The sequence below is a fragment of the Desulfonatronospira thiodismutans ASO3-1 genome, from assembly GCF_000174435.1.
Lineage (GTDB): Bacteria > Desulfobacterota > Desulfovibrionia > Desulfovibrionales > Desulfonatronovibrionaceae > Desulfonatronospira > Desulfonatronospira thiodismutans.
On the sequence record NZ_ACJN02000003.1, the window covers coordinates 1088580 to 1105573 of the forward strand.

The window sequence follows — 16994 nt, forward strand, 5'->3', positions numbered from 1 at the left end:
CAGGATTAAGAGATGGATAAAGAAAAAAATGCAATCTGCAGCTTCCGGCTTGCCCTGTGAAATTCCGAAGGACAGCGCAGCTGATTTCACCGGGGCCGCTGATTGCTTATCCTGTTAAGCCTGTTAATCCTGTCTAAGTTTCTTGTTCTTTATGACAGGATTTCAGGAGTAACTCACTACCGGACTCACAAGGACAAAAAATGAAATGCCATGTATGCGGTGGTCGCATGGATAGTATCCGTAGCGACCTGCCCTTTAAGCTGGACCAGCACAAAATTATTGTTGTGAAAGATATGCCGGTTGAGCAATGCCAATCTTGCTACGAATTTTTGATTCAAGATCCGGTAATGGAATATCTTGATTGTCTCCTGGACTCCGTTGATTCAGGAATTGAACTCGAAGTAAGGCGTTTCGCAGCATAGCAGACCGTTGTATAAGCGGCTTCAGGACTGTCCCCAATATGTCTCCCTCAACATGTTTATGGTCTACACTGAAAGTTTTTCCAATGTCCGCGATTTTTTCTTATTGATTCGCCGCAAAAAAGACCTGGCCCGGAGGGCCGCATCTGAGGCGAAACTCAAAGAAGAAAAACTCCAGGGTCTTAGTTCCGTCTTTCGAAAGCACGGAGTTTCGTGCGCTTATGTCTTTGGCTCGGTTCATACCGGGAGTTGCAGAAGGGATTCGGATATTGATCTGTACGTGGAGGCAGTAACCCCTGATGATTTCTGGAAACTGTGGAGAGACCTGGAGACCCGGACAGGCGAAAACATTGACCTTTACTGTGACCGGGATGACCCCGTGTTTACCCGGAAGATCAAACAAAGAGGAAAGCTGATCTATGAAAGCGGCAACAGCCCTGCTGAAAGCTGATATCCAGGACGAGTTAAGCAAGCTCGAAAAGGTCTACAACGAATTTAAGTCCTTTGCTCCCAAACTGGACTTAAAAGACGATGAAATGGGCAATTACGACAAAATCGTTGTAGGTTACCTTCTGCACAGCTTTTACAATGGCTGCGAAAATATTTTTCGATCCGTGGCGGCTTTTTTTGAAAACGATCTGGGCACGGGCAGCTGGCATAAAGATCTGCTCAGGCGCATGAGGCTGGAAATTACCGGATACAGGCCACGAGTAATCTCTGATGAACTCTACGCCTGCCTTGATGACTTCCGGGGGTTCAGGCACCGTTTCAGACATTCCTACGGCTTTGAGCTGGACTGGGAGCGGGAAAAGGTTGTGGCCCGAAAAATGGATAAAGCTTTTCAACTCATGCAGGAAGAACTGACCGTGTTCATGTCCAGGCTGGACAGTCTGGATGGACTTGAGGCGGATGATCTGTAGTCCAGAACCCGGTTATCCTGGGACTTAAATCAATCAGGAAATTGCAAACTCCCCAGCCCCACACTCCCATACGCCCACACTCTCATACTCCCATACCCTCTTCCCCCATGCCCCATGCCCCATGCCCCACACTCCCCCACTCCCATACTCCCCTACTCCCATACTCCCACACTCCCATACTCCCCTACTCCCATACTCCCACACTCCCACACTCCCATACCCCCATACTTTCCCCAATCCCCCAATTTCTTTTATAATCTCTTGACAACAAGCCCCCCTTGCCAGACAATAATTCTTATTTGTATGCTTTATGTTAGCGCCGGCTTGAAGATGCCATAAAACGCCGGTTTAAAAATGTTGTTTTGGAGCAACCGCCAGCTCCAGACATAAAGGTTGATGCCGGCGGTTGCCTATGCGGAGCTATTGTTCCTGAACCTGGTCTTTCATCCGATAGCTTTTGCCTTCAATGAGGATAGTTTCGGCATGGTGCAGAAGTCTGTCCAACATGGCTGAGGTCAGGGTGCTGTCGTTGTTGAACACCTCGGGCCATTTCTTGAAGGCTCTGTTGGTGGTCAGGATGGTTGATTTTTGTTCGTAGCGCTGGCTTATGACCTGGAAGAGCAGGTCTGCACCTTGCTTGTCTATGGGCAGGTAGCCAAGCTCATCCAGAATGAGCAGTTCAGGACTTACATATTTCTTGAGCTCTATTTTGAGCTTGTGTGCAGCCTGTGCGGCCGAGAGGGTGTTTATGACATCTATGGTGGTGGCAAACAGCACAGAATGCTTTTCCAGGCATGCACTGTAACCCAGGGCTGTGGCTATGTGTGATTTGCCCAGGCCTACTCCTCCGAGGATTATTATGTTGGCCTTGTCCTTCATAAATCCAAGGCGAAAGAGGTTTTGGATGGCCGGGCGGTTGATCTTGGTCGGCCATGTCCAGTCGAAGTTCTCCATGGTTTTTATGCCTGGGAAACGGGCCATCCTGATACGGCGTTGGATGGAGCGATCATGCCTGGCATCTGCTTCTGCCTGGACCAGCCTGGCCAGATAGCCCAGATGATCCCAGTTCTGCCTGGCAGCCTTGTCAGCCGCCGGCCTGTACTGCTCTTTTATACAGGTTAGCTTGAGCAGCTGGAGATTTTCTTCCAGCCTGTGCACCTCACTTTGGTGTTTGTTGGTCATGGGTTTTTCTCCTTGGGTTTGTCGTAAATACTTAGATCAGGGTCTTTGACTTCAATATCCAGCAGATCCTCTCGCCTGGTCAGATGCAGGGCTCCTGGTGCGGGCATGGTCCTGGCTCTTTGCTCCAGGATGTTGGCTACATACTCACAGGAGAAGGCACTGTAGGTGAATGCGTCGTCCATGGCCCTGGACACGGCTTCAGAGCCATAGATTTCGCTTAAGGCTACAATCTTCTGGACATGGTGTTTGATGTTCAAGTGCTTTTTCTCCAACTCAAAAAAGTAATCCTTTGCTCTTGGGGACAAAGCCAGGAACCGGGAAAACAATTGCTGATCCCTGGCTGCCCGGCGCTGGGCAATAAGCTCCTGGACATGATCGGGGTCTTCAATGTCCCTTTTTTTATCAAAGCTGCGGACATGCCTGGCCACAAGATTGTTGCCGTCATAGATGCATAAGCGATCAGGATAAGTCTTCAAGGTCAGGCGTTTGCCTGCGTACCTGGCTGGCACGGAATAGCGGTTGGACTCCAGGGTGATCCGGAACTGCGACGAGGCCCGGACCTGGGTTAAGACTCCGATATCATAGGTGTTAACAGGCAGGGGCAAAAGGTGCTCTCTTTCTTCTTCAAGCATGTCCACCGGCTTCTTGCCGGTCTGGGCATGGATACGCACATTGGCTGTTGCCCTGCACCAGTGGCGGGCGTAATGGTTGATGGCCCGGTAATCCGGCAGTTCAAGGCCGGCCAGCAAGTTCTTTTTGACATAACCTATGGCATTCTCCACCCGGCCTTTTTCATGGGGCTTTCTGACTCCGCAGGCACTGATCTCAAAACCCCAGTGCCTTGCAAAGTCAAGATATTTGGGGTTAGAACCGGTTTTGGCCAAAGGGGGTGCTTGAGCACTGCACATTTCAGGTTGTCCACCATGATTTTTCTGGGGACCGCCCCGAATGCGTCAAAGGCGTTTTGATGACAGGCCAGGAAGTGCTCCATGCTTTGGGAGACAGTGAACTCAAGATACATCATCCTGCTGTAGCAAAGGACCATGACAAAGAAGCTGAGATTGCGCCTGCTGTCTCCCACCTGGATGGAGCCGTGATTTCCCCAGTCAACCTGGGCGCACTCTCCTGGGGCAAAGGCCAGACTTAAAAAGGCCCTGGACCTTTTGGGCCTGACTTTGCTTATGTATTCCTTGAGAATGGAGGAGCCTCCTGTATAGCCCTGCTCCTTGATGCTGCGCAAAACCTGGACGGCTGTGTAGGGGTGCTCCTCCAGCATCCTGACGATGGTATCCTTGAAGGGATCAAGCTTGCTTGGTCTTGTTACTGACTTTCTTTGATGAAACTGCTTTGCTTCGAGCCATTTGCCCACTGTACGCGGATCCAGCTGCAGTTCTTTTGCTATCTGGGCCGGGGTAAGTCCTTTTTGTTCATGGTAGTGCTTTATTCTGGCATAAAGCTCATAATCAATCATGTGTTACCCCCGGCAAGTTTTTTGAGAACGTCTGAGAAGTGCACAGGCCCGGCCTGTGCTGTCCTGGCCTGATTTACGGGTGGGACCTGGATGGATAGAACCTGATAAAGCGGTTTCTTCCAGGCAATGAGGTCAGCCTGGATCAGATTGAAGCGCGCCTGCTGCAAAGTGACTTCATCCATGCCCAGGCGCTGCATGACAATGGGGTCGGAGTAGTAGCTAAGCCCCTGCTGATCGCCCACGGTCACCAGGAACAGGTACAAGGCTGCTGCAGCATGGCTTAACCTCTCAATATGACCGTCACGAACCAGCCTGTGGTCCACCCAGCTGAACTGTCTGGGAACCTTGCGCAGTCTCTGGGGATGAATCGGATACTTTTGGTACATGAAATCCTCCTTTGGGGTTGTTGATGACGTCACAGCCCAGGGTGTACATCTGCCGGGCGGCCCTGACGATGTCATCTTGTAACGCACTCCCGCATAAGGAGGAGATTAGTCCTATAATAACAGATGGTTGCGTGATCCAGTGATCTTGTAACGTTTCCTCAACACGTTGATTTTCAACGCTTTTTTGGAGGCAGTGATCTTGTAACGTTTTCCTGGGAGCAGTGGTCTTGCGCCTGGCATATCCGGGATTTTGCTTTCTCCAGTTCCGGACCCTGTCCACATGGGCCGGTCCCCGGAAATAATCCCTGTTTTCAGGCTTATCCAGCCAGGCCTTTTGACTGGCTTTCTTACTGGCTGCCCGACAAGGCACTTTGGAGCAGTATTTTTGCTTGCCCCTGTTTCGATAGTCAGGACAAAAGGCTTCGCCACAGTGCAGGCAGACAACTTGTTGGCTTTGTTTGCGACCCAAGAACTTACCCTCCTTTGCCTCAGACAGGCAAAGAAGGCAGTAACGGCAAGACAGAAGAAGAGGAAGAAAAAGAAGGACAGAAAAGAAGACAAAATAAAAAATATTTTTTCTTTTCTCTTTCAGAAGAAGATACAAGAATAAGATATAAACAATTTCAAACCGGCATAATTAAGACATATTCAGGTTGGCGCTCACACTTTAAAAACTTCCCGGAGATACTGATCAAAATATACACTGCAAACAAGGGAGGATGTCCAAAATGTCTGCCACCATGAAAATCAATGCCCGGGGACAGATCAAGATTCCCAAGAATATAATGCAATCCCTTAACATCGGTCCCGGGGACTACATAGAAATCGATTTGGAGTCTGGCAAGGCAATCATGAAGCCCCGGAAATTGATTGATCCTTCCCAGTCCTGGTACTGGACCCCGGATTGGCAGGTCACAGAAGTCAAAGTAGATGAGGAGGTCGATAACAATCAGGTATCGCAGACCTTCTATAGTGCAGAAGAGGGTTTGAAGTGGCTCGAAGAGTAAGTGCTTATCGCTTCAGCAACACCTTCAAAAAACAGTACCAAGGATTGCCCGCTGAAATTAAAAAAAGCTTTCGTACCAAGCTCGCCCTTTTCCTTGAAGACATGGATCATCCTTCGCTTCGCATTAAAAAAATTCAGGGAACCAAAAACCGATGGGAAGGTTCCGTAACTATGAAGTACAGATTCACTTTTCATGTCGAGGGGGATTTGGTGGTATTCAGGGCTATTGGGACCCATGACATCCTGTTGCGTGAATCAGGGAAGTAACTTGCATTCTAACGCTGCCAAGCACCAAGGCCCCAAACAAATTCCAAATCCCAAACACCAAATTTCCAACTCTCTCACCTGTATTCAGCAGCATGCATAATTGGAGGAAAGCCCCCAGTTGAACCAAACAGCAACCAGACATCTTCCTGTTAAAGGAGTCCGACTCATGAAAAAATTCGACAGAATTACAATAGACCCGGAACTTATGAACGGCCAGCCCTGCATCAGGAACATGCGCCTTACTGTCCGCAGGGTGGTGGAGGCGGCGGCACTTTACCCTGACTGGCAGGATGTCCTGAAAGAATACCCTGAGTTGGAGACAGAAGACATAAGGCAGGCACTTGAATTTGCAGCAAGCACCCTGGACGACAGGGCAATTCGTTTGGAGGTTGCTTGATCAGGTGCTTAGTACATTTCAAACCAACATGTTGGTAACTTTTTCTGACATCCTGCCCCCTGAATAGGCTTACGTGCACGGCGTAAACTCCCCTCCTTAGCCTGGGAAGGGCCGGGAAAGGAAGGTGGCTGATTATCGAACCACCCCCAGCCCCTCCTTAACCAAGGAGGGGAGCACATCGAGGCACGGCAACACTCTGTCGCATGCATCTGTCAAACACTCCATCTGGATCGTGATTAAACTTCCACCCCCTCATTAAATCCAGGTCACGGTGTAGCTCCCCTCCTTAACCAAGGAGGGGAGCACATCGAGGCACGGCAACACTCTGTCGCATGTATCTGTCAAACACTCCATCTGGATCGTGATTAAACTTCCACCCCCTCATTAAATCCAGGTCACGGTGTAACTCCCCTCCTTAGCCAAGGAGGGGAGCACATCGAGGCACGGCAACACTCTGTCGCATGCATCTGTCAAACACTCCATCTGGATCGTGATTAAACTTCCACCCCCTCATTAAATCCAGGTCACGGTGTAGCTCCCCTCCTTAACCAAGGAGGGGCCGGGGGTGGTTGTAACCGATCCCTTCCTTATTTCGGATGTTTCCCCCTCTTTCCCCCTGCTCTACGCTCCATGCCCCATGCCCTATGCCCTCTTCCCCATGCCCCATGCCTGCCCCGTGAAACAGCCCAAAGGGCTCCCTGTCGTAGACAGGGGTTTCACCTGGGCCCCATGCCCCATGCCCTATGCCCCACACCCCCAATCCCTAAATTCCCCAATTCCCCAATTCCCCAATCCCCCAATCCCTAAATCCCTAAATCCCCAAATCCCCAAATCCCCCAACCCCCTAAATCAAAACGAATTCTCCCTTAAATACCTCCTGAACCCCTTGATCTGTTTCCGGCATTCCCCGGCCAGATGGTACACCCTGGAAAACTGATCCCTGTTCAGATACTGGCAATCCCAGGCCCTGTACAACTGGGACTGTACCTCCCCACAAGATCTCTGTGAATACCCCAGGAACCTGACAAACTCCCTGGAGCTCCCGTCATCAAAGCCCTCGGCAATATTATCCATGATGGAGCCCGAAGACCTGGATATCTGATCCTTGAGGCTGAAGTCCCTTCTGAATCTCTCCTGATGAATAATCTGCTGCACCTCCTGGCACAACTCCCTGGCAACCTGCCAGCAAGGCAGTTCCTCAAAATACTTGTATCCCATCCTGATCCTCCTATGTTTTTTTGCCTACTACCCCTCCCTGCCCAACACATCAACAACAAAATCCCCCCAATTCCCAAATCCCTAAATTCCTAAATTCCTAAATCCCCCCAATTCCCCAATCCCCAATTCTCCAATCCCCCCAATCCCTAAATTCCCCAATCCCCCAATTCCTCAATTCCTCAATTCCTAAATTCCTAAATCCCCCAATCCCAAATTATTCCTAAAGTATTTCCCACCCCAGTCGATAAAAGAGTCAAATCCCAAACAGTGGCAAGGAAGCCATTGTAAACCAAAATTCAAGGAGGAAAAGTTATGTCACTGACAATCAATCACAACCCAATGGCCATGAATGCCCAGCGCAATCTGGAAAGTCATTACGGCGACCTGGCAACCTCTACCCGCAGGCTCTCCTCGGGTCTTCGCGTGGACACCGCAGCCGACGACGCAGCCGGCCTGGCTGTTCGCGAGCTCATGCGCGCGGACATCGCCGCCATGAACCAGGGCGTGCGTAACGCCAATGACGGCATCTCCGCCATTCAGACCGCGGACGGCTCTCTTGAGGTCATCGACAACAAGCTCATCCGTATGAAAGAGCTTGCCGAGCAGGCCGCCACCGGCACCTACACCCAGGAACAAAGAGACGTCATCGATGGCGAGTTTCAGCAGATGAAGGCTGAGATCAACCGCATCGCCAACCAGACCGAGTTCAACCAGCAAAAGCTGATTAATGGCAATCTCTCCGGAGACAATTCCCTGAAGGTCCACTTCGGCCCCCGCAATAATGACGGAGAGGACTTCTACTATGTGGACATGGGTGATGCCACCGCCCGGGGACTCAACATCGAAAACACCTATCTGCAGACCAACATGGAGGACAGGCTGGCAGATAACAAAAACAGCCTGACTCAGTTAAACGACCAGATCAACCGTGAAGAGCCCGACAACCCTGACCAGTTCATGGATAACCTGGACAGCATCCGCCACTCCCTGGAAGGAATGCGCGATGACCTGCTCACTGCCTACGAGGATGAGAAGGTGACCGAGGAATTCCAACAGCTTCAGGACGGTATCGAAAATGCCATAAGCCAGCTGGACCAGGCCATTGGCGAGTATGAAAATTCCGACGACATAGACTGGCAGAGTATCGATGAAAACATTTCCAGTGCCGTAAGGTTCCTGGAAGGTAAAGAACGTGTCGTGGAAGGTCTGGGTGATGCCTTGGCAGGAGAAGTTTCAGGAGGTATAACATACCACGCAACTGTTGACGGCCAGGTCTTTGAGTATGAGGCTGCCAGTGGCGACAGTGCAAGCAACGTACTGGAAGGTCTTGCATATGAAATCAATCAGTCCGACGACTATGATGCCCGGGTGGAAAATGGCGACCTGGTGGTCTACGGCGCTGGCCAGGTTGGTGTTTACGAACTGGAAGAAGGTAGCGGCGATACTGCATTAGAGATTAGTCATGATGGTGAAGACACCAATTTAACAATTGAGGGTCCTGAACCGCAAGAGGGCATGTTGTACCGGCTGGAGATTGAAAGCGGTGCTGATGGAGCAGGACTCGATGAAAACCTTAACATAGACTACGTAGCCCGGGAGGGCGATACCCTTGAGGATGTGATGCGAGCCCTGACCCAGCAAATAAACGATGAGACTGATCTTGAAGCCTCCTACAGTTCTAGTGAGGATGGACAAATAACAATCGAGGGTGAGAATGTTTCTAATGCTATAGATTTCTACCATTCCCAAAGCCTGGTATACGAAGAACGTACCATTGAAAATCTGACTAATGAAATAAATCCAGATGCATCCGGCAATGAAACATTCCATATCAATATCAATGGTGAGTCCTTTACTTACACTACAGAAAGTGGTGATACTGATGAGGACGTTATTGAAGGCCTTGTTGACGCAATCAATGAATCTGAGACCTATACAGCCAGCTATGACTCAGACGACGATGAAATGACAATCCAGGGTGCTGCCACCAGCGACATTGCTGTATATGAACTGTCATCAGATGAAGTAACTTACACAGTTGATAGTGGAGAATCTGGAGAGAACACTGTAGAGATTACCGACGGTCCCCTCTGGGAAGGAGCTGTGTATGCCTTGGATGTAGGATCAGGTAGTGTCGACAACCTTGAAAGATATGAGTACACAGTCCAGGACGGAGATGACTATGAAGATATCATGCGTGCTCTGGCAGAACAGATAAGTGTCGACGACCATATAGACGATGCTTACTTTGATGAAGATGAGGGAGTAATAGTACTACAGGACAGCAACATTGAATCTGGTGAAACTTGGGCTGAGCTACAGGCTTCCGATCGCTTAGATGGTGACATTGAAATAAACAACCCCAGCGCCACGCTGGTGGATCCAAACCTGCAGGAGGATGCAGAAGAGTTTGACAATCATATAAATGAAGTCAAGCCTACTCTCTACGCTCAAAACGCCCTGGAGGAGATAGACGCGGCCATTGAGATCAAGGACCGCATCCGCGCCGATCTCGGTGCCTACCAGAACCGCCTGGATAACACCGTGAGCAACCTGCAGATCCAGGCTGAAAACCTGCAGGCCGCGGAATCACGCATCTCCGACGTGGACGTGGCTCACGAAATGACCCAGTTCACCAGAAACCAGGTCCTCTCCCAGGGCGCAACCGCCATGCTGGCTCAGGCCAACACCCTGCCGCAGATGGCTATGCAGCTCATGGGTTAGACCTGAACCAGATAAACCTCTACCCCAAAAGGGCCGGGCCTCCCCGGCCCTTTTTTTGTGCTTTCAAAACCGGGCTGAAATAGGCTTCGACCCGGCGGCTGAGAATGAAAAAAGCGCTCTGTGCCGACATTCAAGTAACCGGCGCGTCCCTACAGAATTGCCCCTTGCCCCCAGTCCCCATATATCCTATATTACCAGCATGACGACTAAATAAGAGCAAGCCCCACATGAAGGAATGTTCCTGAAGATCTTCAAGGATCTGGACAGTCCCAAGGGTTTCCTTTAGGTCAAAATTTAAGCTCAAAACCATTCGTTTAGGGAGGATATATGGAATATACAATTCCTATACCTGATGATGTAGCAAAGAAGGTGCAAGACAGATGGGAAGATATCCCCGGCAGAGTTTTAGAGTCTTTTGCACTGGCAGCATATAATGACGGAATAATAACAGAATATGAAATTCAAAAGATACTGAATATTTCTTCCAGGTGGGAGCTTGAAGAATTTTTAAAGAAGAACAAGGTGTATCTATATTATACCGAGGAAGATTTAGAGCAGGATATAAAAAATCTTGAAAAAGTGGTTTAGCTTTGAAAATCGTCTCTAACACTTCCCCGATTTGTTATTTGTATTTGATCAACCAAATTGAGGTGTTGCCAAGTCTTTTTGGAGAGGTACATATACCAAATGCAGTCTATGAGGAACTACGAGATGAAAATGCTCCCTTAAACCTGCGAAGATGGACAAAAGAATATCCTGCGTGGCTAAATATACATACAGCAAACATTCTTTCAGACCCTTACTTATTTCGTTTGCATCCCGGTGAGAGAGAAGCTATTTGTTTAGCTGTATCTGTTTAGCTCTTTTAAGGAAAGCAGGGGACAGGCACTCCGGGACCCACTTGAGCATCATTTTGTGCTTAAAACATCTCATTTTTTGGGACAAGTGGGTCCCGGAAGAGCCAGTCCCCATGCCACATGCAAAGCGCTAAACAGATACGTTTAGCTCAGGATCTTTCAGCAGATTTGATACTTTTAGATGAAAAATCTGCTCGTAGTGTAGCTTCTGAAAGGTCATTAAGAGTAGCTGGGCTCCTTGGAATCTTAGATATGGCGGCTACCAAGAACATGCTAAATCTCAAGGAAGCAGTCCAAAAGTTAACCAGAACAAATTTTCGTATTTCTCCTCACTTATTATCCACTCTACTAAACAAGCACTATGCTAAATATTAGAAACCTATCCTCAGGTTTGAGCATGTTCGAGACTCCCAATAAGCGCTCCCAAATGCCCAATATAAGTGACTGGGGACAGTCCCCTTGCCTGTTTTTATAGTAGATTTTAGGAAGGTTTTGTCTAATATCAACTTTAACACAAAAGTAGGCATTTCCAGATTGTTCTTGCCAGGCATCTTGAGCTGTATTATCAAACGAAATCATGTCTAAAATTAAGCAAGCTCACGACAAGATATTCAAGAATGTATTTGCAGACAGAAAAAACGCCCTGAATCTTCTGGGGAATTTTCTGCCTGCAAATATTCTGAACCGCCTGGACCTTAAGCAAATGGTCTATGAAAAGGACACCTTTGTTCAAAAACAACTGAAAGGCTACTACTCAGACCTCCTGGTCACCATCCCCCTGATAGATTCAGACGAGTCAGTGAAGGTGTATTTCCTTTTCGAGCATAAGAGTTTTTCTGATCCGGACTTGCCTTTGCAGCTACTACGCTATATTGTGGAGATATGGACCCATTACCGAAAACAGCACAAGCACGTTAAGCTGCCCTTAATAATTCCTCTGGTCGTCACCCATGCCGAGGGAAGCTGGAAGAAAGCCAGGCTGAGTGATGTAGTGGATATCCCTGGTGAGCCTTTCAAGGCCTATCTGCCCGACTTTGAGTACCTGCTCTTTGATTGTATCCAGGAAGATCTAAATGTTTACGACCTGGAGGTTGAGCTAAAGTCCTTGTTCATGTTATGGAAATATGCACACAGGCCAAATTTCTTTGAAATAGTCAGGGAAGTTTATAGAATGCTCCGTCAAGCCTACCCGGAGATGGAGCCCAGGGATTTTCTCATAGCACTGGCCCAATACCTATACTTCACGAGGGGTAGCGAAGAATAATAGGTCATCAATGAGATAATCCAGCAAGAATCAAGCGGAGGTATAAATATGGAAACCATAGCAGATATGTTGGAAAAGAAAGGGTATGAGAGAGGATATGATACTGCTTATCAAGAAAAACCGAAATGGGAAAAGCACGCAAAGCTTGAAGCTACCCAAGAAACCCTCATAGATGCCGCCACCGAGCAATACGGACCTCTACCCGGTATGCTCCACGAGAAAATCAAATCCATCAAATCTCTGGAGAACTTAAGAGCTCTGAACAGAAAGGTGATCAGGACTCAGTCCCTTGACGAGTTTACCGAGCTCGTGAACCGGGCAGTACAGTAAAAACCTGTGCCCAGGGCGTAACCGCCATGCTGGCCCAGGCCAACACCCTGCCCCGGATGGCCATACAGCTCATGGGCTAAACCAGACAAACCTCTTACCCCAAAAGGGCCGGGCCTCCCCGGCCCTTTTTTTGTGCTTTCAAAGCCGGGCTGCAATAGGCTTCGACCCCGCGGCTGAATATGAAAAACAGCGCGCTGTTCCTACCTTCAAGGAATTCGTCTACCAGCAGTACCTGCCCTACGCCAAGACATACAAACGTAGCTGGGACCAGGACCAGAACATGATCGAGCTGCGGTAACCATTCAAGGGGTGCAAGCAATAACCACCGGGAATAGGCCCGAGGCGTACTCCTCAGCCGTTAGCGGCAAAGCCGCCCGCCTGCCCAGCACTCACTTTAATAATTTCGGTTTCATCACAAACAATCAAATGAAAAAGTGAGTGCTGGGTCAGCGCAGCGGGTTTCACCGGGGTGTGCAACGAAGTTGCCCGTGCCAAAAAAAAATCTTCTCCGGCACGGGAAGCCTGCAGGCTTCACACCCGGGTATAATACGCTTTCGCTGTCCTTCGGAATTATACCGGGCAGGCAGGTGCTCCGCACACACGGCTTAAGAACAAAGAACCCAGGCACCCTGTCAGGCAAAAACCGCCTTCAGGACAGGCACCCCTCTTCAACCGTGAGCGGCAGAGCCGCCCGTGTGCAACGAAGTTGCCAGCCTGCCCCGTTGAATAGCTCAATGAGCTAGCCCGCAGGGCATTCAACTGGGGTGCCAAAAAAATCTTCTCTGGCACGGGAAGCCTTCAGGCTTCACACAGGTGCTCCGCACACACGGTTTTGAAGAATAAAGAGACCAAGCAAGGCATTACCCGCCTGGCAGACAGGCAAATTGACATATCTCCCCCCTGAAGAGTTACGAGCTGCGCATGATGCGCCTTTTCAACCTGGCCGAACGCTGGCAGGTGATTGACAAGGCCCCTACCCGCAACGCCAGAGAGCTAAGCGACCCCGACAGACGCGAGAGATACCTGACAGACGAAGAACTCTACCGGGTACTCGATGCCCTGGATAACTGCCGCAGTACAATAGTGGCGGATATTATCCGCATGCTTCTTCTGACTGGTGCAAGAAAATCCGAGGTTGTTGGAATGCGCTTGGAGGAGCTGGATATGGAAAAGGGATTCTGGAGAATCCCAGCCGCAAGGAACAAGGGCAATAAGTATTTCTCTGTCAATCAGATTTCATTCATCAAGATATCATTAACCTCGCTCTCTTCTATCCCCAAATACCGCATTGTAACCGAGGGACTGCTGTGATTGAACCTCTTGCACAGCAGCTCGTAGCCGACACCATAATGCACCCTCTGGATATACCCGAATGTCTTACGCAGCGTATGGGTCCCGTAGTCACCTCTCAGGTTAATCTGCCTGCACCAGTTTTTCACCATGCGATTAGCGTGTTCTACCGAGATGGCCTTTACGCTTTTTCTGCTCTTGAAGTAGATGTGAGAGTAGTGTAGTTTAGGATGCTGTCTTTATTGCATATTTTAAGGATGTCTTGTCGAATATCAACTTTTAGTCAAAAGTTGGCTTTTTGGGGGCAGTGCTTATATGTTCGTGCTGTGTTTGAGTGTGGATGAAAAAACATCTTGCCTGCCTTTCTCCTTTCAGATAGGGTGAACCCCTATGAGCAAGAAGATTCCAAATGCACACGACCTCTGTTTTAAGAGTTTCTTCAGCCGAGAGGATTTTGTCCGGGACTTCATCCAGTACTATCTTCCTGAGGAAGTCAAAAAGCACCTGGACCTGACAATCATTGAGATTGATATGGAGGGTTATCTGTCTGAGGAATTTAAAGAATTTTATTCAGACGTGGTAGCCAAGGTTTATTTCAAGGACAGGATTCATGAGCTGGAACTGTATTTCCTGTTTGAGCACAAAAGCAAACCGTACAGGTTCACCATACTGCAGACCCTGAATTACCAGGTGCAGAAATGGATGCGGCTTTTAGTGGATGGTAAACTCGACCAGTACTTGCCAATCATTGTTCCGGTGGTTATTTATAATGGCTATAAGGGGTGGAATTTCAGTGTTCAGTTTGAGGACCTTTTTCAGCTGCCATCTGAGCATTTCAAGGATTTCATTCCCCAGTTCCGGCATATTTTGCACGATATCGGGCAGATGGATGAAGCTTCATTCAAGACGACCACCATAATGGAGATATTCCATCTGCTCTTGAAATACATATATTATCCTGAGCTGGATACTAAAATCCATGAAATTTATGACCTTTTGGAGAAATTGCCCGATAACGATAAGCTGACTGATTACCTGTTCATTATTGTCAGATACGTTATGGCTTCTGGTGCTATTCCAGAGAAAAGATTGCTTGAGCATACCAAACGTTTTTCAGGGGGTGAGGAAATGATAGGTGTAGCCGCACGAGAAATAGAGGAACGGGTTGAACAAACAAGAAAGCCTTATTGGCAGAAGCAAGCCAAAGTGGAGAATTCTCAAGAAAACCTTATAGATGTCGCCACAGAAGTATATGGCCCTCTACCCGGTATGCTCCACGAGAAAATCAAATCAATCCAATCTCTGGAAAACTTGAGGGCGCTTAACAGGAAGGTGATCAGAACCCAGTCCCTCGAAGAATTTACTGAGCTCGTAAACAGGGCAGCACAGTAATAACCTGTGCCCAGTGCTACCCTGAGAGCATCCCCCAAGGTGGCCCAGCAATTCCTTACCTTAAGCTACATTCCTCAAAGGCACTGTGTTTACCGCTTCCGCCAAGGTCTCATCCGCCAGGTGAGCATAGCGTATAGTCGTCTTTACCTGTGTATGCCCAACCTCTTGCATACGACCCAAGACAGGTGTAAGGTCCTTCTATGTCATTCGAAATACCCAATCCACATAATGCGTGCTTCAAAGATTTTTTCAAGGACCCGGAGTTTGTAAAGGCTTTTATCAAGTACCATATCCCTGAAGAAATCTGCTCTCTACTCGATCTGGATACCCTGCAGGTTGATTTGAGCGGATTTGTATCCCAGGAGCACAGGGAGTATTACGCCGATGTAATGGTCACAGTGCAGATCAAGGGCCACACTGAAAATGTAAATATCTATATCCTGCTTGAGCACAAAAGCACGCCACAGTTTTTGACCAGGCTTCAGATTCTGAATTACGAAGTGCAGAAATGGATGGATCTAAAAAGAAAAGGTCAGCTTCAAGGGTACTTGCCTGTGATCATCCCGGTGGTTATATACCATGGAAAGGGCAGGTGGAATTACAGCCGTAAGTTCTCAGACCTGTTCGACTTGCCATCCGAAGTGCTCAGGCCATTTGTACCGGAATTCAAGCACATGATCCACGACATCTCCTCCATGGAGGATGATGAGTTTAAGACGACCGCCATTTTGGAGATTTTTCACTTGCTCTTTAAGTATATTCACTACCCTGAGCTTGAAACCAAGCTACAGGAAATATATGATTTATTGGAGACTATCCCGGACAAGGATAAGGTTAAGCAATATTTACAGGCAATTGTTCAGTACGTAGCCGTACAAGGCCCCATAAGCCTTGAAAGGCTTGGTGAGTACACGAGGCGATTGCCGGGAGGTGACGAAGCCATGCAGACAGCAGCACAGCAGATAAGGCAAGAGGCGTATAACGAGTTCAGGCAGGAAAAGGATAAATGGGAGAGGCAAGCCGAACTCAAGGCCACGCAAGAAACCCTTGTAGATGCCGCCACCGAGCAATACGGCCCTTTACCCAGGTCACTCTACGAAAAGATCAAATCCATCAGATCTCTGGAGAACTTAAGGGCTCTGAATAGAAAGGTGATCAGAACCCGGTCCCTTGAAGAATTTACCGAGCTCGTAAATCAGGCAGCGCAGTAATAACCTGTGCCCAGGGCGCAACCGCCACCCTGCCCCGGATGGCCATGCAACTCATGGGCTAAACCAAAACCAGACAAACTTTTACCCAAAAAGGGCCGGGCCTCCCCGGCCCTTTTTTTGTGGAAGGTTTTGCCGAATGTCAATTTTTGGTAAGGGTTTGTCATAAAATAAGTGTTACATAATGCTTGCATAATCTGGGGGTTTATCGCTCCCACGCTCTGTCCCGCCAGGGCGGGAGAGCGTAGCCCGACCGCTCCTGCGGTCATTGTGGACGCTGAGCGTCCAGGGAATGTTCCCACGCAGAGCGTGGGAACAATAAGACAAATATAACACTTATATCGTAACAGATCCTAAGTTGAGATCTTTGTGAAAGTGCTTGCCAGCCTGCCTTGAAGGGAGTATTATACCAGCATGAGCACGACAAATATTCACGACAGCACCATCAAGTACTTTTTGTCGGATCGGCTGAATGCCATCAGCTTATTAAAATCCATGCTTCCTGAAAAAATTGTGAAACAGCTTGATTTTAATAAGATTTATTACGAGAAGGACTCATATCTGCCCAAGAGCCTGCAGGGTTACTATTCCGACCTGGTTGTCAGCGTGCCGACCAAGTGCGGTTCATATGTAGCCAAGGTATTTTTTCTCCTGGAGCACAAA

General features: G+C 48.7%; 22 protein-coding genes and 3 pseudogenes. 19 read left to right on the top strand and 6 right to left on the bottom strand.

Translation table 11 applies throughout. The features are described from left to right. The first annotated feature begins 200 nt into the window (after positions 1-200). From DTHIO_RS17025 to DTHIO_RS17035, 3 genes are read left to right on the top strand one after another with little or no spacing between them, the layout of a single operon-like run. Positions 201-422, top strand: a complete 222-nt coding sequence (locus DTHIO_RS17025) for a YgiT-type zinc finger protein (protein ID WP_008871501.1) — start codon at positions 201-203, stop codon at positions 420-422. 58 nt (positions 423-480) lie between these two features. Further along, positions 481-870 (top strand): nucleotidyltransferase family protein, encoded by a 390-nt coding sequence (locus tag DTHIO_RS20100; RefSeq protein ID WP_161598698.1) that lies wholly within the window; start codon positions 481-483, stop codon positions 868-870. Beyond that, positions 839-1339 (top strand): ribonuclease toxin HepT-like protein, encoded by a 501-nt coding sequence (locus DTHIO_RS17035; protein WP_008871503.1) that lies wholly within the window; start codon positions 839-841, stop codon positions 1337-1339. Before DTHIO_RS20100 ends, DTHIO_RS17035 begins: the two co-directional genes overlap by 32 nt. Positions 1340-1759: 420 nt before the next feature. Here the strand turns inward: DTHIO_RS17035 and istB are convergent, their stop codons facing one another. From istB to DTHIO_RS17055, 4 genes are read right to left on the bottom strand one after another with little or no spacing between them, the layout of a single operon-like run. After that, positions 1760-2521 carry an IS21-like element helper ATPase IstB gene (gene istB / locus DTHIO_RS17040; RefSeq protein ID WP_008871504.1) on the bottom strand — a complete coding sequence of 254 codons (762 nt, stop codon included), beginning with the start codon at positions 2519-2521 and terminating at the stop codon, positions 1760-1762. Continuing rightward, a complete protein-coding gene (locus DTHIO_RS22520) occupies positions 2518-3405 on the bottom strand; it encodes a Mu transposase domain-containing protein (protein WP_244156392.1) in 888 nt (295 codons plus the stop codon). The genes istB and DTHIO_RS22520 overlap by 4 nt, the downstream gene beginning before the upstream one ends. Next, complete coding sequence (istA, locus tag DTHIO_RS22525; RefSeq protein WP_244156393.1) at positions 3288-3992, bottom strand: IS21 family transposase; 705 nt, start codon at positions 3990-3992, stop codon at positions 3288-3290. The genes DTHIO_RS22520 and istA overlap by 118 nt, the downstream gene beginning before the upstream one ends. Further along, entirely contained in the window at positions 3989-4378 is a 390-nt protein-coding gene (locus tag DTHIO_RS17055) for a helix-turn-helix domain-containing protein (RefSeq protein WP_008868686.1), read from the bottom strand. Before DTHIO_RS17055 ends, istA begins: the two co-directional genes overlap by 4 nt. Positions 4379-4628: 250 nt before the next feature. Here DTHIO_RS17055 and DTHIO_RS21505 point away from each other — a divergent pair, with 250 nt between their 5' ends. The 4 genes from DTHIO_RS21505 (at position 4629) to DTHIO_RS17075 (ending at position 6048) form a co-directional block, all read left to right on the top strand. Beyond that, complete coding sequence (locus tag DTHIO_RS21505) at positions 4629-4988, top strand: hypothetical protein (protein ID WP_153305077.1); 360 nt, start codon at positions 4629-4631, stop codon at positions 4986-4988. A gap of 130 nt (positions 4989-5118) precedes the next feature. Next, a complete protein-coding gene (locus DTHIO_RS17065; protein WP_208596433.1) occupies positions 5119-5385 on the top strand; it encodes an AbrB/MazE/SpoVT family DNA-binding domain-containing protein in 267 nt (88 codons plus the stop codon). Beyond that, positions 5370-5651, top strand: a complete 282-nt coding sequence (locus DTHIO_RS17070; RefSeq protein WP_008871506.1) for a hypothetical protein — start codon at positions 5370-5372, stop codon at positions 5649-5651. The genes DTHIO_RS17065 and DTHIO_RS17070 overlap by 16 nt, the downstream gene beginning before the upstream one ends. A 166-nt stretch (positions 5652-5817) precedes the next feature. After that, entirely contained in the window at positions 5818-6048 is a 231-nt protein-coding gene (locus tag DTHIO_RS17075) for a DUF433 domain-containing protein (protein ID WP_008871507.1), read from the top strand. Between the two features lie 849 nt (positions 6049-6897). Here DTHIO_RS17075 and DTHIO_RS17085 read toward each other — a convergent pair. Next, complete coding sequence (locus tag DTHIO_RS17085; RefSeq protein WP_008871508.1) at positions 6898-7266, bottom strand: four helix bundle protein; 369 nt, start codon at positions 7264-7266, stop codon at positions 6898-6900. 312 nt (positions 7267-7578) lie between these two features. On the opposite strand from DTHIO_RS17085, the pseudogene DTHIO_RS22530 reads away from it, so the two are divergent. From DTHIO_RS22530 to DTHIO_RS17120, 9 genes and pseudogenes are all read left to right on the top strand, one after another. Then, positions 7579-8115: pseudogene (locus DTHIO_RS22530) on the top strand (flagellin N-terminal helical domain-containing protein); the annotation flags it as partial. Positions 8116-9714: 1599 nt separating this feature from the next. Beyond that, positions 9715-9990: pseudogene (locus tag DTHIO_RS22535) on the top strand (flagellin); the annotation flags it as partial. A 327-nt stretch (positions 9991-10317) separates the two neighbouring features. After that, positions 10318-10578 (top strand): UPF0175 family protein, encoded by a 261-nt coding sequence (locus DTHIO_RS17100; protein WP_008871510.1) that lies wholly within the window; start codon positions 10318-10320, stop codon positions 10576-10578. Positions 10579-10580: 2 nt separating this feature from the next. Continuing rightward, positions 10581-10850, top strand: a complete 270-nt coding sequence (locus tag DTHIO_RS23125) for a PIN domain-containing protein (RefSeq protein WP_492207316.1) — start codon at positions 10581-10583, stop codon at positions 10848-10850. 117 nt (positions 10851-10967) lie between these two features. After that, positions 10968-11222 carry a PIN domain-containing protein gene (locus DTHIO_RS23025; protein ID WP_050775232.1) on the top strand — a complete coding sequence of 85 codons (255 nt, stop codon included), beginning with the start codon at positions 10968-10970 and terminating at the stop codon, positions 11220-11222. Positions 11223-11424: 202 nt separating this feature from the next. Then, entirely contained in the window at positions 11425-12111 is a 687-nt protein-coding gene (locus DTHIO_RS17110; RefSeq protein ID WP_008871511.1) for an Rpn family recombination-promoting nuclease/putative transposase, read from the top strand. Positions 12112-12159: 48 nt separating this feature from the next. Then, positions 12160-12441 (top strand): hypothetical protein, encoded by a 282-nt coding sequence (locus DTHIO_RS17115; RefSeq protein ID WP_008871512.1) that lies wholly within the window; start codon positions 12160-12162, stop codon positions 12439-12441. A 130-nt stretch (positions 12442-12571) separates the two neighbouring features. After that, positions 12572-12739: a hypothetical protein gene (locus tag DTHIO_RS21510; protein ID WP_153305078.1), complete on the top strand. Its 168-nt coding sequence runs from the start codon at positions 12572-12574 to the stop codon at positions 12737-12739. Positions 12740-13362: 623 nt separating this feature from the next. After that, a complete protein-coding gene (locus DTHIO_RS17120) occupies positions 13363-13752 on the top strand; it encodes a tyrosine-type recombinase/integrase (protein WP_040418908.1) in 390 nt (129 codons plus the stop codon). On the opposite strand, the pseudogene DTHIO_RS22540 reads toward DTHIO_RS17120, so the two are convergent. Next, positions 13671-13934: pseudogene (locus tag DTHIO_RS22540) on the bottom strand (site-specific integrase); the annotation flags it as partial. The gene DTHIO_RS17120 and the pseudogene DTHIO_RS22540 sit on opposite strands and share 82 nt — an antisense overlap. Before the next feature lie 187 nt (positions 13935-14121). Here DTHIO_RS22540 and DTHIO_RS20110 point away from each other — a divergent pair. The 3 genes from DTHIO_RS20110 to DTHIO_RS17140 all read left to right on the top strand — a co-directional run. Continuing rightward, a complete protein-coding gene (locus DTHIO_RS20110) occupies positions 14122-15123 on the top strand; it encodes an Rpn family recombination-promoting nuclease/putative transposase (RefSeq protein ID WP_008871513.1) in 1002 nt (333 codons plus the stop codon). A gap of 200 nt (positions 15124-15323) precedes the next feature. After that, complete coding sequence (locus DTHIO_RS17130; protein WP_008871514.1) at positions 15324-16334, top strand: Rpn family recombination-promoting nuclease/putative transposase; 1011 nt, start codon at positions 15324-15326, stop codon at positions 16332-16334. 411 nt (positions 16335-16745) lie between these two features. Further along, on the top strand, positions 16746-16994 hold a 249-nt coding region (locus tag DTHIO_RS17140), incomplete at its 3' end, for an Rpn family recombination-promoting nuclease/putative transposase (protein ID WP_040418913.1).

Excerpts from the sequence above, each read along its gene's own strand:
- DTHIO_RS17075 (WP_008871507.1), top strand. The coding sequence starts at position 5,818 with ATGAAAAAATTCGACAGAATTACAATAGACCCGGAACTTATGAACGGC.
- DTHIO_RS17065 (WP_208596433.1), top strand. The coding sequence starts at position 5,119 with ATGAAAATCAATGCCCGGGGACAGATCAAGATTCCCAAGAATATAATG.
- DTHIO_RS20100 (WP_161598698.1), top strand. The coding sequence starts at position 481 with ATGGTCTACACTGAAAGTTTTTCCAATGTCCGCGATTTTTTCTTATTG.
- DTHIO_RS17120 (WP_040418908.1), top strand. The coding sequence starts at position 13,363 with ATGATGCGCCTTTTCAACCTGGCCGAACGCTGGCAGGTGATTGACAAG.
- DTHIO_RS17035 (WP_008871503.1), top strand. The coding sequence starts at position 839 with ATGAAAGCGGCAACAGCCCTGCTGAAAGCTGATATCCAGGACGAGTTA.
- DTHIO_RS17085 (WP_008871508.1), bottom strand. The coding sequence starts at position 7,266 with ATGGGATACAAGTATTTTGAGGAACTGCCTTGCTGGCAGGTTGCCAGG.
- DTHIO_RS17025 (WP_008871501.1), top strand. The coding sequence starts at position 201 with ATGAAATGCCATGTATGCGGTGGTCGCATGGATAGTATCCGTAGCGAC.
- DTHIO_RS17130 (WP_008871514.1), top strand. The coding sequence starts at position 15,324 with ATGTCATTCGAAATACCCAATCCACATAATGCGTGCTTCAAAGATTTT.
- DTHIO_RS23025 (WP_050775232.1), top strand. The coding sequence starts at position 10,968 with ATGCAAAGCGCTAAACAGATACGTTTAGCTCAGGATCTTTCAGCAGAT.
- istA (WP_244156393.1), bottom strand. The coding sequence starts at position 3,992 with ATGATTGATTATGAGCTTTATGCCAGAATAAAGCACTACCATGAACAA.
- DTHIO_RS17055 (WP_008868686.1), bottom strand. The coding sequence starts at position 4,378 with ATGTACCAAAAGTATCCGATTCATCCCCAGAGACTGCGCAAGGTTCCC.
- DTHIO_RS17100 (WP_008871510.1), top strand. The coding sequence starts at position 10,318 with ATGGAATATACAATTCCTATACCTGATGATGTAGCAAAGAAGGTGCAA.
- istB (WP_008871504.1), bottom strand. The coding sequence starts at position 2,521 with ATGACCAACAAACACCAAAGTGAGGTGCACAGGCTGGAAGAAAATCTC.
- DTHIO_RS20110 (WP_008871513.1), top strand. The coding sequence starts at position 14,122 with ATGAGCAAGAAGATTCCAAATGCACACGACCTCTGTTTTAAGAGTTTC.
- DTHIO_RS17110 (WP_008871511.1), top strand. The coding sequence starts at position 11,425 with ATGTCTAAAATTAAGCAAGCTCACGACAAGATATTCAAGAATGTATTT.
- DTHIO_RS17115 (WP_008871512.1), top strand. The coding sequence starts at position 12,160 with ATGGAAACCATAGCAGATATGTTGGAAAAGAAAGGGTATGAGAGAGGA.